At 65.4% G+C, this 12,497-nt stretch carries 12 protein-coding genes; 10 read left to right on the top strand and 2 right to left on the bottom strand.

The window, feature by feature from the left end:
- Window positions 1-6 precede the first annotated feature (6 nt).
- The 5 genes from rdgB (at window position 7) to BUB09_RS03600 (ending at window position 3,865) form a co-directional block, all read left to right on the top strand.
- On the top strand, window positions 7-603 hold the full coding sequence (gene rdgB, locus BUB09_RS03620; protein WP_072894360.1) for an RdgB/HAM1 family non-canonical purine NTP pyrophosphatase: 597 nt from the start codon (window positions 7-9) through the stop codon (window positions 601-603).
- Window positions 600-1,772, top strand: coding sequence for a radical SAM family heme chaperone HemW (gene hemW / locus BUB09_RS03615; protein WP_072894358.1), 1,173 nt, complete (start codon window positions 600-602; stop codon window positions 1,770-1,772). Before rdgB ends, hemW begins: the two co-directional genes overlap by 4 nt.
- A 23-nt stretch (window positions 1,773-1,795) precedes the next feature.
- Window positions 1,796-1,981 carry a CPXCG motif-containing cysteine-rich protein gene (locus tag BUB09_RS03610; protein ID WP_072894355.1) on the top strand — a complete coding sequence of 62 codons (186 nt, stop codon included), beginning with the start codon at window positions 1,796-1,798 and terminating at the stop codon, window positions 1,979-1,981.
- 65 nt (window positions 1,982-2,046) lie between these two features.
- Window positions 2,047-2,286: a type B 50S ribosomal protein L31 gene (locus tag BUB09_RS03605; protein WP_072894352.1), complete on the top strand. Its 240-nt coding sequence runs from the start codon at window positions 2,047-2,049 to the stop codon at window positions 2,284-2,286.
- Window positions 2,287-2,569: 283 nt separating this feature from the next.
- Window positions 2,570-3,865 (top strand): citrate synthase, encoded by a 1,296-nt coding sequence (locus BUB09_RS03600; protein WP_072894350.1) that lies wholly within the window; start codon window positions 2,570-2,572, stop codon window positions 3,863-3,865.
- A gap of 67 nt (window positions 3,866-3,932) precedes the next feature.
- Here BUB09_RS03600 and BUB09_RS03595 read toward each other — a convergent pair whose 3' ends face one another.
- Both BUB09_RS03595 and BUB09_RS03590 read right to left on the bottom strand, forming a co-directional pair.
- Complete coding sequence (locus BUB09_RS03595) at window positions 3,933-4,547, bottom strand: hypothetical protein (protein WP_084083140.1); 615 nt, start codon at window positions 4,545-4,547, stop codon at window positions 3,933-3,935.
- A gap of 115 nt (window positions 4,548-4,662) precedes the next feature.
- Complete coding sequence (locus BUB09_RS03590) at window positions 4,663-7,080, bottom strand: penicillin-binding protein 1A (protein WP_245793109.1); 2,418 nt, start codon at window positions 7,078-7,080, stop codon at window positions 4,663-4,665.
- A 255-nt stretch (window positions 7,081-7,335) separates the two neighbouring features.
- Between BUB09_RS03590 and BUB09_RS03585 the strand changes: the two genes are divergently transcribed.
- From BUB09_RS03585 to BUB09_RS03565, 5 genes are read left to right on the top strand one after another with little or no spacing between them, the layout of a single operon-like run.
- On the top strand, window positions 7,336-8,403 hold the full coding sequence (locus BUB09_RS03585; RefSeq protein ID WP_072895384.1) for a pilus assembly protein PilM: 1,068 nt from the start codon (window positions 7,336-7,338) through the stop codon (window positions 8,401-8,403).
- A 6-nt stretch (window positions 8,404-8,409) separates the two neighbouring features.
- Window positions 8,410-8,988, top strand: a complete 579-nt coding sequence (locus BUB09_RS03580; protein WP_072894344.1) for a PilN domain-containing protein — start codon at window positions 8,410-8,412, stop codon at window positions 8,986-8,988.
- A complete protein-coding gene (locus BUB09_RS03575; protein WP_072894341.1) occupies window positions 8,985-9,620 on the top strand; it encodes a type IV pilus inner membrane component PilO in 636 nt (211 codons plus the stop codon). Before BUB09_RS03580 ends, BUB09_RS03575 begins: the two co-directional genes overlap by 4 nt.
- Window positions 9,617-10,141: a pilus assembly protein PilP gene (locus tag BUB09_RS03570; protein ID WP_072894338.1), complete on the top strand. Its 525-nt coding sequence runs from the start codon at window positions 9,617-9,619 to the stop codon at window positions 10,139-10,141. The genes BUB09_RS03575 and BUB09_RS03570 overlap by 4 nt, the downstream gene beginning before the upstream one ends.
- A gap of 13 nt (window positions 10,142-10,154) precedes the next feature.
- The gene (locus tag BUB09_RS03565; RefSeq protein ID WP_245793107.1) at window positions 10,155-12,431 is read left to right on the top strand and encodes a type IV pilus secretin PilQ; all 2,277 of its coding nucleotides are present in this window, start codon (window positions 10,155-10,157) and stop codon (window positions 12,429-12,431) included.
- Window positions 12,432-12,497: the final 66 nt, after the last annotated feature.

Below are 12,497 nucleotides of genomic sequence, written 5' to 3'. Positions count from 1 at the left end.
CGGGCGATGGACGTCGTCCTCGCCAGCCGCAATGCCGGCAAGCTCGTCGAAATGCAGGCGCTGCTTGCGCCGCTGCACTGGACGCTGCATCTGGTTAGCGAATTCACCGACGAGGTCCCCGACGAAACGGCCGGCACCTTCGTCGAAAACGCGCTGATCAAGGCGCGTCATGCGGCGCGCGCGTCCGGCTTGCCGGCGCTGGCCGACGATTCCGGGCTGGAAGTCGCCGCACTCAACGGTGCGCCGGGCGTCTGGTCGGCCCGTTATGCCGGCCCGCGCGCCGGTGATGCCGACAACAACGCCAAGCTGCTCGACGCACTGGCCGGGCTGCCGCCGGAACAGCGGAGCGCCCGCTTTGTCAGCCTGCTGGCCTTCCTGCGCCATGCCGGCGACCCGGTGCCGGTGATCGCACAAGGCTGCTGGTCCGGCCGCATTCTTGAGGCCCCGCGCGGCACCGGCGGCTTCGGCTACGACCCGCTGTTTTTCGACGTGCAGCACCAGCTCGGCGCCGCTGAAATGAGTGCGGCGCTGAAGAATCAGGTCAGCCACCGGGCGCAGGCGATCACGGTGCTGCTGGCCGCGCTGCAGCAGGCGGGCGGGTGAACCCAGCACCGCCGCCGCTGGAAGCGGCGTGCATACCGCTGTCGTTGTATCTGCACTTTCCGTGGTGCGTGCGCAAATGCCCGTACTGCGACTTCAATAGCCACGCGCTGCGCGGCGACGTGCCCGAGTCCGCCTACATCGACGCGCTGCTGCGCGACTTAGCGTTCGACCTCGACCAGCATCCGGATCTGCCGCAGCGCCCGATCCGCAGCATCTTCATGGGCGGTGGTACGCCGAGCTTGTTCTCGGGCCGCGCGCTCGGCGGATTGCTGGCGGCGCTGTCGCAGCGGCTGTCGTTTGCCGACGACATCGAGATCACGCTCGAAGCCAACCCCGGCACGATCGACGAGGCGCATTTTGCTGATTACCGCATGGCCGGCATCAACCGGCTTTCGATCGGCGTGCAGTCGATGGACGCGGCCCAGCTCAAGCGGCTCGGCCGCATCCACGACCCCGACGCGGTGCGATCGGCGGTCGCTGTCGCGCGCCGCGCCGGCTTCGACAACCTCAATCTCGACCTGATGTTCGCCTTGCCCGAGCAGACGCCGGAGCAGGCCGACGCCGACCTGGCCGCCGCGCTGGCGCTGGAGCCCGAGCATCTGTCGTATTACCAGTTGACGCTGGAGCCCAACACCGAGTTCGCCGCGCGGCCGCCGCCGCTGCCGGCCGACGACGAGGCGTGGACGATGCAGCAGCAGGGCTTGCAGCGCCTGGCCGCCGCCGGCTTCGCCCGCTACGAAGTCAGCGCCTACGCCCGCAGCGGGCGGCAAGCCCGTCACAACCTGAACTACTGGCGCTTTGGCGATTACCTGGGGCTCGGCGCTGGTGCCCACGCCAAGCTCAGTGGCAGTGCCGGCGTGCGCCGCCGCGCGCGCCACAAGCACCCCAAGGCCTATCTCGACACGGCCGGCAGCGCCGAAATGATTCAGGAAGACCGCATCGTTTCGGCCGGCGAGCTCGTATTCGAGTTCTGCATGAACGCGCTGCGGCTCGACGCCGGCTTCGGTTGGGATGAGTTCGAGCAGCGCACCGGCCTGCCATCGTCGGTGCTGCGCGCCGCGCTGGCCGGCCCGGCCGCACAGGCGATGGTCGTGGCCGACGACACCGGCCTGCGACCGACGCCGCTGGGCCTGCAACACTTGAACACGCTGTTGACCACGCTGCTGTAGATCCCCGCCACCGGACCCACGCCATGCTCGAAGACGCCACGATCACCTGCCCCTACTGCTGGGAATCGATCCCGCTGGAGCTGGACCTGTCGGTCGGGTCGCAGACCTACATCGAGGATTGCTCGGTCTGTTGCCGGCCGATCGTCGTCAGCTTGCGGGTCGACGACGAAGGTGGCTTTGAGGTCGACGGCCGTACCGAAGACGAGTGAGGCGTTGCGCTGCGCCGGCCGCTTGAGTAGACTGCGCGCCCTTTTGTGTTTCCACTGGTTTCGAGATGAAAGACGGTATCCACCCTACGTATCGTGCGGTCGCCTTCAAAGATATCGGCGCCGACCAGGTGTTCATCATCCGTTCGACGGTCCAGACCCGTGACAAGACCACGATCGACGGCGTCGAATACCCGCTCGTGAACCTCGATATCTCCAGCGTCAGCCACCCGTTCTACACGGGCAAGCAGAAAGTGCTCGACGTCGGCGGCCGCGTCGACAAGTTCCGCAAGCGCTACGCCGCTTAACGCTCTGTCGTCCCGCTGCACGCGACGGCCGCCCTCGAGGCGGCCGTTTGCGTTGTGGCGCCTGTTCGGTCGCCATGACAGGCGCAGCGGTAGGCGGCGGTCGTCTGACTGCGTTGTAAGCCGAGTGGACTGCGAGCGATAATCGCAGCGCAGCAATGCACCCCCGATTTTGGTCCGACTCCCCGACGGTCTGATTCAGCGGCGTTTCTCCCGTGAGGAGCGGCGCGCCTGTCACTGACCCGCCAGCGGAGTGGTCCAGCCCACGCAGGTTTGGAGTGAACGGATGACCCAAGCGACATACAGCCTTCTCAACAACCAGACCGGCGAGAAGACCGAACTTCCGCTGGTCACCGGCACGATCGGCACGCCGGGAGCCGATGTCGGCAAGGTTTACGACAAGCTCGGCATCTTCACCTACGACCCTGGCTTCACGTCGACCTGCTCGACCAAGAGCGCGATCACCTACATCGACGGCGACGAAGGCGTGCTGCTGTATCGCGGCTATCCGGTCGACCAGCTGGCCGAGCACAGCAGCTTCATCGAAGTCTGCTACCTGGTGCTGCACGGCGAGCTGCCGAAGAAAGACCAGCTCGAAGCCTTCGAAGGCTCGATCCGCCGTCACACGATGATCAACGAAGGCGTCAAGCGCTTCTTCGACGGCTTCTACTACGACGCGCATCCGATGGCGATGCTGACCGGCGTCGTCGGCGCGCTGTCGGCGTTCTATCACGACACGACCAACAACAAAGATCCGAAGCACCGCGAGATCTTTGCTCACCGGATGATCGCCAAGATCCCGACGATCGCCGCAGCGGCCTACAAGAAGTTCTACGGCCAGCCGTTCATGCACCCGCAGAACAATCTCGACTATTGCAGCAACCTGCTGCAGATGATGTTCGCGGTGCCGGCCGAGCCCTACCACGTCGACCCGGTCGCCGCTCGCGCGCTGGACGTGCTGTTCATCCTGCATGCCGACCACGAGCAGAACGCATCGACCTCGACGGTGCGCATGGCCGGCTCCACCGGCTGCAACCCGTATGCGGCCATCAGCTCGGGCATCGCGGCGCTGTGGGGCCCGCTGCACGGCGGCGCCAACGAAGCGGTGCTGAACATGCTCGACGAAATCGGCGACGCCAAGCACGTCCCCGAGTTCATGAACAAGGTCAAGAACAAGGTCGAAGGCGTCCGCCTGATGGGCTTTGGTCACCGCGTGTACAAGAACTTCGACCCGCGCGCCAAGATCATCCGCGAGCAGTGCCACAAGGTGCTCAAGCATCTGGGCAAGGAAAACGATCCGAAGATGGAGCTGGCCCTCAAGCTCGAAGAAATCGCGCTGTCGGACGACTACTTCAAGCAGCGCAAGCTCTACCCGAACGTCGACTTCTACTCCGGCATCATCTACGAAGCGCTCGGCATCCCGGTCAACATGTTCACGCCGATGTTCGCCGTGGCCCGCACCGTGGGCTGGTGCGCGCACTGGATGGAAATGACCGCCGACAGCAGCACGCGCATCGCGCGTCCGCGTCAGGTCTACACCGGCGCGCCGGTGCGTAACTACGTCCCCTGCGACCAGCGCTGATCGGTTCGCAAGCGACACAAAAAAGCCGGCGAAAGCCGGCTTTTTTTGTTGGCGAGGACGGCAGCGATCAGGACGCGATGTCGATCGGTTCTTCGGCCAGGCGCTCGGCTTGTTCCAGCGTCAGCCGCTTCATCGGCAGGCCGTCGTGCGGTGACAGCGGCGCGCGGCGCAGGTCTTCGACCGGAAACATCGCGATTTCGACGCCGATCTCGCCGGCCAGGAATTCGCAGGTCGGCACGTCGTCGATGCGACCGTCCGGATAGCGGTAGCGCCGGTCGCTGGTCTCGTAGGGAATGTTGCGGTTCTGCAGGAACATGTCGAGCATTTCGGGCTTGTCGGCAAAGCCGTGCAGCCGCACCAGATGCGCGTCGGTCGTGGCGCCGGTGACCGTGGCCCCGACCAGTCGCGGCGTGAACTCGGCCAACAGCTTCATCGCACGCACCGCGGTCCGGCGGAGCGCCTGCAGGTGCTCGGCGTATTCGGCGCCGCCGAACAGCCGCTGGTATTCGATCACTGCTTCGTGGATCAGCGCGTTCTCGGGCATCTGCGAGCGCGCCGACAGCCCGAGCCGCTCGGCGGCCTTTTGCTTGGCCAACCGGTAGTCGGTCAGCCGTTCCTCGCAGATGAGGCGTGCAGCCTCGGCGACGATTTCGCGTTGAAAGCCTATCGCGCGCTTGCCCATGGTCGTTTCCGGCTTGGATTGCGAAGTGTCGAGCGGCGTCGAGCCGCGCTGACGACATGGATAACACGGAATGCCGGCGCGCGAAAATGGTCGCGCGCCGGCCGCGTGGCCGGGGCTAGAACAACTCGTCTTCGCTGACGGTTTTCTCGGGCGGCGCGCGCTCGGCGTCCTGCTGCACCTGCTGCAGACGCTCGGCCGGCATGTATTCGGTGATCGCGCCGGGCGTCTCGGTGGCCACCGGCCGGCCGCTGCGGCTGTCGACGGCCACCGGCACCAGCGTCGACGGCGTCGGCAGCACCGACTCGGGCCGGCCCTTGAGTGCGGTGCGCATGAAGTCGATCCAGATCGGCAATGCAGCGCGACCGCCGACTTCGCCTCGCCCCAGCGGTTGCGGCTGGTCGAAGCCGACCCAGGTGATCGCGACCAGTTGCGTGTTGAAGCCGTTGAACCAGGCGTCGGTCTCGTCGTTGGTTGTGCCGGTCTTGCCGCGGATGTCAGCGCGGCCCAGCGCTCGCGCCTGCGTGGCAGTGCCGCGCGTGACCACTTCGCGCAGCACGTCGTCGACCATCCAGACCAGTCCAGGATCGACCACCTGCGGCGCCAAGCCGTCGGCCGACGGCGTCGGCGGCAGCGCGGCGGCGGGCTTGCCGGGCGCTGCTGCTGCGGTCTGGCTGCTGCTGTCGACGATCTGCTGCGCGCATTCGGCGCAGGCGACCAGCGGTTTGGCCTTGAACAGGCTCTGGCCGCGCGAATCGAGGATTTCGTCGATGAAATACGGCTCGACCAGAAAGCCGCCGTTGGCCAGCACGCTGTAGGCGCGCGCCATCTCCATTGGGGTGAACGTGGCGCTGCCGAGCGCCATCGACAAGTCGCGTGGCATCCGGTCCTTGGGCAGGCCGAAGCGGCTGATGAAGTCACGCGCGAAGTCGACGCCGACCGCTTGCAGCAGCCGCACGGACACCAGGTTGCGCGACTGCACCAGCGCCTCGCGCAAGCGCATCGGCCCCTTGAAGTCGCCGCCGTAATTCTCGGGGCGCCACGCGCCTTCCAGATTGGCATCGTCGAACACCACCGGCGCATCGAGCACGATCGACGCGGGTGTGAAGCCGAACTGGAACGCCGAGGTGTACAGGAACGGCTTGAAGCCGGAGCCGACCTGGCGGTGCGCCTGCAGCACGCGGTTGTACTTGTTCAACAGAAAGTCGTAGCCGCCGACCAGCGCCACCAGCGCGCCGTCATGGGGGTCGAGCGCGACCAGCGAGCCTTGCGCTTGCGGCAGCTTGGCCAGACGCCAGCGTTCGCCGTCACGGCGCACGCGTACGACGTCGCCGCGCTTGAGCGTCTTCTTCGCCGACAGGCCGGCCCACTTGTAGTCCTCGGGCGCCAGTTCGACCAGACCGCTGCTGCGCGTCAGCAAGCGCAAGCTGCCGGCGTCGAACGACACCACGGCCGCTGGCACCAACCCGGCGGCCGTCGGCAATGCGTCGAGGAAGCCGCCCAGACCATCGGCACTGGCGCGGCCGGTTTGCGTCTCGGCCAGCAGCGATTCGGGCAATACCGTTTCGGGGCCGCGCCAGCCGTGGCGTTCCTCGTAGGCGATCAGCGCAGCGCGCACCGCGCGATTGGCGGCAGCCTGCCGCGTCGAGTCGATCGTCGCGGTCACCCGGTAACCGCCGGTGTAGGCACCTTCGCCGTAGCGCGACACCATCTCGGCGCGGACCATCTCGGCAACGTAGTGCGCGTCGACGTCGACCATCGGCAGCGCGGCCCTGAGCGTGACCGGCTCGGCCAACGCGGCTTGATAGTCGAGCTCGGATATCTTTTCCAGCGAGCGCAGCCGGCGCAGCACATAGTTGCGCCGCTCCTTGGCGCGCTCGGGCGCCGACACTGGATTGTCGCGCGATGGTGCCTTCGGCAGGCCCGCCAGCAGCGCCGCCTGCGACCAGCTCAGCTCGGCCGGCTCGACGCCGAAATAGACCTGCGCCGCAGCGCCGACGCCATAAGCACGCTGACCGAGGAAGATCTTGTTCAAATAGGTTTCGAGGATCTCCTGCTTGGTCAGCTCATGCTCCATGCGCATGGCCAGCAGGATCTCCTTGAACTTGCGCACGTAGCTGCGTTCCGGCGACAGGAACACATTGCGCGCCAGCTGCATCGTGATCGTGCTGCCGCCCTGGCTCTTTTGGCCGGTGGTGGCCAGCACGAAGCCAGCGCGCAGCAGGCCTTTCCAGTCGACGCCGGGGTGATCGAAGAAGCGATCGTCTTCGGCCGCCAGGAAGGCATCGACGATGCGCTGTGGCATCTGGTCGTATCGCAGTGGTGCGCGGCGCTCGGCGCCGAACTCGCCGATCAGCTTGCCGTCGCGGGTGTAGACGCGCAGCGGCACCTGCAACTGGATCTCGCGGATCGCGGACACTGGCGGCAGCTGACGCCCGTAGTGCCACTGGGCAGCGAAGAACGCGCCGGTCAGCAGCCCAAAACCCACAAGGATCAGCCCCGCGAGTATCAACAGCATGCGGCTCGGCAGTCTCAAGAAACGCTCCTTCGAAGAACCACTGACCGCTATCCCAGAACCTCTGAACCCGACCGACACATTTTGACGATCGACCCTGAAATGCGTAGTGCCGCCCCCAACCATGCAGATGGACGACACAGCGCAAGCTATTGTTGCTTCACTAAATTCGTCGGCTATATTACGGCTGGGAGCCGGTTGCGTCACACCCGGCAGGTCTTGTCGCCCGAGCGGCAGCCGCATGGGTCAAACGGGGGCTAGGACGCAATGTCGCTCATGCAATCGCTGCTTGGTGGGGGCCAGCAAGGCTTGATCGGTCTGGATATCAGTTCCAGTGCGGTCAAGCTGCTGGAGTTGTCGCGTCGCGGCGACAGCTACCGCGTCGAAACCTACGCCATCGAGCCGCTGCCGCCCGACGCCGTGGCCGACAAGCAGATCGTCGATCCGAAGGTCGTGGGTGAATGCATCGCGCGCGCGGTCAACCGCGCTGGCACGCGAACCACGCACGCGGCGCTGGCTGTGTCCGGTGCATCGGTGATCACCAAGGTGATCCAGATGCAGGCCTCGTTGTCCGAACTCGACATGGAGGAGCAGATCAAGGTCGAGGCCGATCAGTACATTCCGTATGCGATCGACGAAGTGGCGCTCGACTTTCAGGTCCTCGGCGACAGCGATGCGGCCAACGTCGACGTGCTGCTCGCTGCGTGCCGCAAGGAGCAGGTCGAACAGCGCTGCGCCGCGTTGGAGATCGCCGGGCTGACGCCGCGTGTCGTCGACATCGAAAACCATGCGCTGCAGAACTCCAGCCTGTTCCTGCAGCACCAGATGCCCGACGCCGGGCACGGTAAAACCATCGCGCTGATCGACATGGGCGCCACCACCACCTCCGTGCTGGTGCTGCATGACCTGCAATCGGTCTATACCCGCGAGCAAAGCTTCGGCGGCCGCCAGCTCACCGACGACATCAGCCGCTATTACGGCATCACGGTCGAGGAAGCCGCCAAGGCCAAGCGCTTCAACAGCCTGCCAGACGACTACGTGTTCAACGTGCTGACGCCGTTCGTCGCCGACATGGGGCAGCAGATCGATCGCTCACTGCAGTTTTTCTTCGCTTCGTCGTCACAACACACACAGATCGACCAGATCATTCTGGCCGGCGGATGTGCCGAGATCGCTGGTGTCGATCGGTCGATACAGGAGCAGCTGAAGATTCCCACCGTCGTCGCCAAGCCGTTTGCGCACATGAGCATCAGCCCCAAGGCCAAGCCCTCGCAGTTGGCGCGAGATTCGGCGTCGCTGCTGATTGCCTGCGGGCTGGCGTTTCGCGCGTTTGACCCGAACTGATCGCGCATGATCATCCGCATCAATCTGCTGGATTGGCGTGCGCAGCGGCGTGAAACCCGCAAGCGCCAGTTCAACGCGATGCTGGCCGTCGCGTTCACGATATCGGCCGGTCTGGTACTGCTCAGCTATCTGCTGGCCAGCGGCGCCGTCGACCGCCAGAACCTGCGTAATGACTACCTGCGTCAGCAGATCGCCGAGGTCGACCTCAAGATCAAGGAGATCCAGGAGCTGGAGAAGGTCAAGCGCAACTTGTTGTCGCGGATGCGCGTGATCGAACAGCTGCAGGCCTCGCGCAGCGCCACCGTTCATTTCTTCGACGAGCTGGTCAACACGCTGCCCGAAGGCGTGAGCCTGACCACGGTCAAGCAGACCGGTGCCGGCGTCGTCATCGAAGGCGTCGCCGAATCCAATGCGCGTGTGTCGGCCTACATGAAGAACCTCGATGCATCGACCTGGTTCGACGACCCCAAGCTGGTCGTGATCAAGACCACCGAAAAGAACAGCCAGCGTCAGAGCGAATTCACATTGCAGGTTCGCAATCTGACCAAGCCGCCCAGCGATACCCCCGACGAGACGCTCGAATGAAGCTCCGACAGGTGATGGCCGACCTGCAGACGCTCGACGCGCAGAATCCGGGCGGCTGGCCGTCGTGGGTTCGCGTCGCCGCATCAGTGCTGCTGGGCATCATGATTCTGGCTGCCGGCCTGTGGTTCGCGGTGCAACCGCTGCGCGACGAACTGGCCGCGGCCGAAGCGCAGGAAGTCGATCTGCGCGGCGAGTTCGAACGCAAGCAGAAGAAAGTCGCCGCGCTCGATGCGTACAAGGAACAGCTCAAGGAAATGGAGCGCAGCTTCGGCGCGATGCTGCGACAGCTGCCGAGCCGCACCGAAGTCGCCAATCTGCTGGCCGATATTTCGCAGACGCGCGTCGCCAGCGCACTGGAAGAAGAGCTGTTCCAGCCTCAAGCCGAAATTCCGCGCGATTTCTACGCCGAAATTCCGAACCGGATCGTCGTCACCGGCAGCTATCACGAGATGGGCGCCTTCGTCAGCGCGGTCGCGGCGCTGCCGCGCATCGTCACCATCGACGAGGTCGAACTCAAACCCGCCGGTGGAACCGCGCCGCGCGGCGAGTTGCGGATGACGGCGTTGGCCAAGACCTACCGGTATCTGGAAGAAAGCGAGATGACGCCGGCTCCGAAGGAAGGTGGCAAATGAGCCGCCGCGTTCGGGTGCGCTGGAGCGTGCTTCTGTTGACGCTGCCGCTGCTTGGCGGCTGCGGTCGCAGCATGGACGAGCTGGAGCAGTGGGTAGCCGAGGTCAAGTCGCGGCGGTCCACCTCGATCGCGCCGATTCCGCAGATCAAGCCTTACGAGGCTTTCGTCTACGACATTGCCGGTCGGCGCGATCCGTTTATCGCCGTCGAGCCGCAGCGGACCGCGACCACGGTCGCAGGCACCGGGCCGCAGCCGGATTTCAAGCGTCCGAAGGAGGCCCTTGAAGAGTACCCGCTCGACGCATTGCGGATGCAGGGCACGATCCGCACCAGCAATGCGGTGTACGCGTTGGTGAAGGCGCCCGACGGTGTCATCCATCGCGTCGGCATCGGCGCGCACATGGGTCAAAACTTCGGCCAGATCAAATCGATCACCGACCAAGAAATCGCGCTGTCGGAGCTCGTCGCCGACGGCTTCGGCGGCTGGCTACAGCGCGCTGCCGTGCTGGCGCTGACGCAATGAGGGAGTCGCAGCAATGACGTCGCAATCTGAATCGCCGACCGGTCACCGTAGCCCGCGCCGCTCGGTAACGCGGCTCGCCTCTGCGCCGCTGACGTGGCCGTTGCGACTGACCATCATCATGGTGTTGGTGCTGGTGTTGGCCGCGCCCCTGGCGCAAGCGCAGACCTCGGCCGACCCGGCGGTGCCGTCGCGTGCGCTGCAGTCGATCGATGCCAGCCCGCTCGCCAACGGCCGTGTGCTGGTCACGTTGACGCTGTCCTCGGCTGCGCCGGAGCCGGTGGTGTTTGCGACCGACCGGCCGGCCCGACTGTCGGTGGATTTGCCTGCGACCCGCATCGCATTGGCCGAGCGCGTGCGCAAGGTCAATCTCGGGCGCGTGCGCAACACGATCGCGGCCGATGCGGCGGATCGCAGTCGCGTCGTCATCGAGTTGAGCGAGCTGGCGCCGTATACCTTGCGTGTCGATGGCAACAAGGTGTTCCTGCAGATCGCCGGTGCTGACGAGAGTCCTTCGGTGATCGCCGGCATGACCCGGCCTCAGCCTGAGGGCACGGCTACGCCGGCATCGCCCGCTCCGGCCGCGGCGCTGGTGGCCGAGCCTGCGACGCCGGCGTCCAGGCCGGCCCCGGCCTCTGCACTGACGATCACGGCAATTGATTTTCGCCGGGGCGAGAAAGGCGAGGGCCGCATCGTCGTTGCGCTGAACAACCCGCAAGCCAGCGTCGACGTCAGCGACGAAGGCGGCAAGGTGCGTGCACGCTTCCGCAATGCGACGCTGACCGGCGCGCTGATGCGCCGGCTCGACGTGCTCGACTTCGCCACGCCGGTGAAGTTCATCGACACGCAGCGCAGCGGCATGGATGCCGAGATCATCATCACGCCGGTCGCGGGTGCCGACTACGAGCAAGTGGCGTATCAGAACGGGTCGCAGTACACCATCGAGCTGCAGCCGCTGACGACGACGCAGAAGGAAGAGCGCAAGCGCAACGAGCCGCAGTACACCGGCGAGCGTATCTCGCTTTCGTTCCAGAACATCGACATCCGCAGCCTGCTGCAGATCATCGCCGACGTCGCCGGTACCAACATGGTGGTATCCGACAGCGTCACGGGCGAGATCGCGATGCGGCTGCAGAACGTGCCCTGGGATCAGGCGCTGGACATCATCCTGCGCACCAAGGGCTTGGGCATGCGCCAGCAGGGCAACGTGATGCTGGTGGCGCCGGTGGCCGAACTGGCCGAGCGCGACAAGATCGAAGCCGAAGCCGAAAAGCAGAAAGTCGATCTGGCGCCGCTGCGCAGCGAGCTGGTGCAGGTCAACTACGCCAAGGCCGCCGATATCGCCGCGCTGCTGAAGGAAGGCGACAACAGCGTGCTCAGCGAGCGCGGCCGGGTTTCGGTCGACGAACGTACCAACACGCTGCTGATCCTCGAAACGCGCGAAAAGCTCGCGGAAATCCGCACGCTGGTCGCCAGGCTCGACATTCCGGTCAAGCAAGTGCTGATCGAGTCGCGCATCGTGATTGCCAACAACGATTATTCGCGCGAACTGGGTACGCGCTTCGGCGTCAGCGCCGTCGCACGCAACGGTCGCAACGGGCTGATCAGCACCTCGGGCAGCGCCGAAGCCAACGACACCACGGTCAACAGCTTCATCAGCAACGGCAACGGCCGCGCGTCGGTCGGCAATCTCGAAGACCGCTTCAACGTCAGCCTGCCGGCCGGCGGCAACGCGGGCCGCATCGCGCTGGCGGTGCTGGGCTCGGATTACCTGGTCGATCTGGAACTGTCGGCCTTGCAGGCCGAAGGTCGAGGCGAAGTGGTATCGACGCCGCGCGTGATCACGTCCAACGCCAAGCAGGCGTCGATCGAACAGGGCGTCGAAATCCCGTACCAGGAAGCGGCCAGCAGCGGCGCCACGGCGGTGTCGTTCAAGAAAGCCGTGCTGTCGCTGAGCGTCACGCCGCAAGTCACGCCGGACGATCGCATCATCATGGATCTGGCGGTCAACAACGACAGCGTCGGCCAAAGCTATGCGACGGCCACCGGCTCGATTCCGTCGATCGACACGCGCAAGGTCACCACGCAAGTGCTGGTGCAGAACGGGCAGACCGTGGTGCTGGGCGGCATCTACCAGCAAGAGAACCGCAACAGCGTGTCGAAGATTCCGCTGCTGGGCGACATTCCGATCCTGGGTGCAGCATTCCGCAACCGGACGACGGTCAACAACAAGGATGAGCTGCTGATCTTCGTCACGCCCAAGATCCTGCGCGAGGGTCTGCAGGATCACTGATCCGATGCCGACGTGACCGGCTCCCGGGTAGACAAGACATACCGGCGCCACCCGGCGCCGCTGCGG

Source organism: Hydrocarboniphaga daqingensis (genome assembly GCF_900129825.1).
GTDB lineage: Bacteria > Pseudomonadota > Gammaproteobacteria > Nevskiales > Nevskiaceae > Hydrocarboniphaga > Hydrocarboniphaga daqingensis.
The sequence above is the reverse complement of the archived record's forward strand: the minus strand, read 5'-3'. Positions and strand labels throughout refer to the sequence as shown.

What these genes read in the sequence shown, in the direction of transcription:
- rdgB (WP_072894360.1), top strand. Translation starts at nt 7, where the DNA reads ATGGACGTCGTCCTCGCCAGCCGCAATGCCGGCAAGCTCGTCGAAATG.
- BUB09_RS03610 (WP_072894355.1), top strand. Translation starts at nt 1,796, where the DNA reads ATGCTCGAAGACGCCACGATCACCTGCCCCTACTGCTGGGAATCGATC.
- BUB09_RS03605 (WP_072894352.1), top strand. Translation starts at nt 2,047, where the DNA reads ATGAAAGACGGTATCCACCCTACGTATCGTGCGGTCGCCTTCAAAGAT.
- BUB09_RS03600 (WP_072894350.1), top strand. Translation starts at nt 2,570, where the DNA reads ATGACCCAAGCGACATACAGCCTTCTCAACAACCAGACCGGCGAGAAG.
- BUB09_RS03595 (WP_084083140.1), bottom strand. Translation starts at nt 4,547, where the DNA reads ATGGGCAAGCGCGCGATAGGCTTTCAACGCGAAATCGTCGCCGAGGCT.
- BUB09_RS03585 (WP_072895384.1), top strand. Translation starts at nt 7,336, where the DNA reads ATGCAATCGCTGCTTGGTGGGGGCCAGCAAGGCTTGATCGGTCTGGAT.
- BUB09_RS03580 (WP_072894344.1), top strand. Translation starts at nt 8,410, where the DNA reads ATGATCATCCGCATCAATCTGCTGGATTGGCGTGCGCAGCGGCGTGAA.
- BUB09_RS03575 (WP_072894341.1), top strand. Translation starts at nt 8,985, where the DNA reads ATGAAGCTCCGACAGGTGATGGCCGACCTGCAGACGCTCGACGCGCAG.
- BUB09_RS03570 (WP_072894338.1), top strand. Translation starts at nt 9,617, where the DNA reads ATGAGCCGCCGCGTTCGGGTGCGCTGGAGCGTGCTTCTGTTGACGCTG.
- BUB09_RS03565 (WP_245793107.1), top strand. Translation starts at nt 10,155, where the DNA reads ATGACGTCGCAATCTGAATCGCCGACCGGTCACCGTAGCCCGCGCCGC.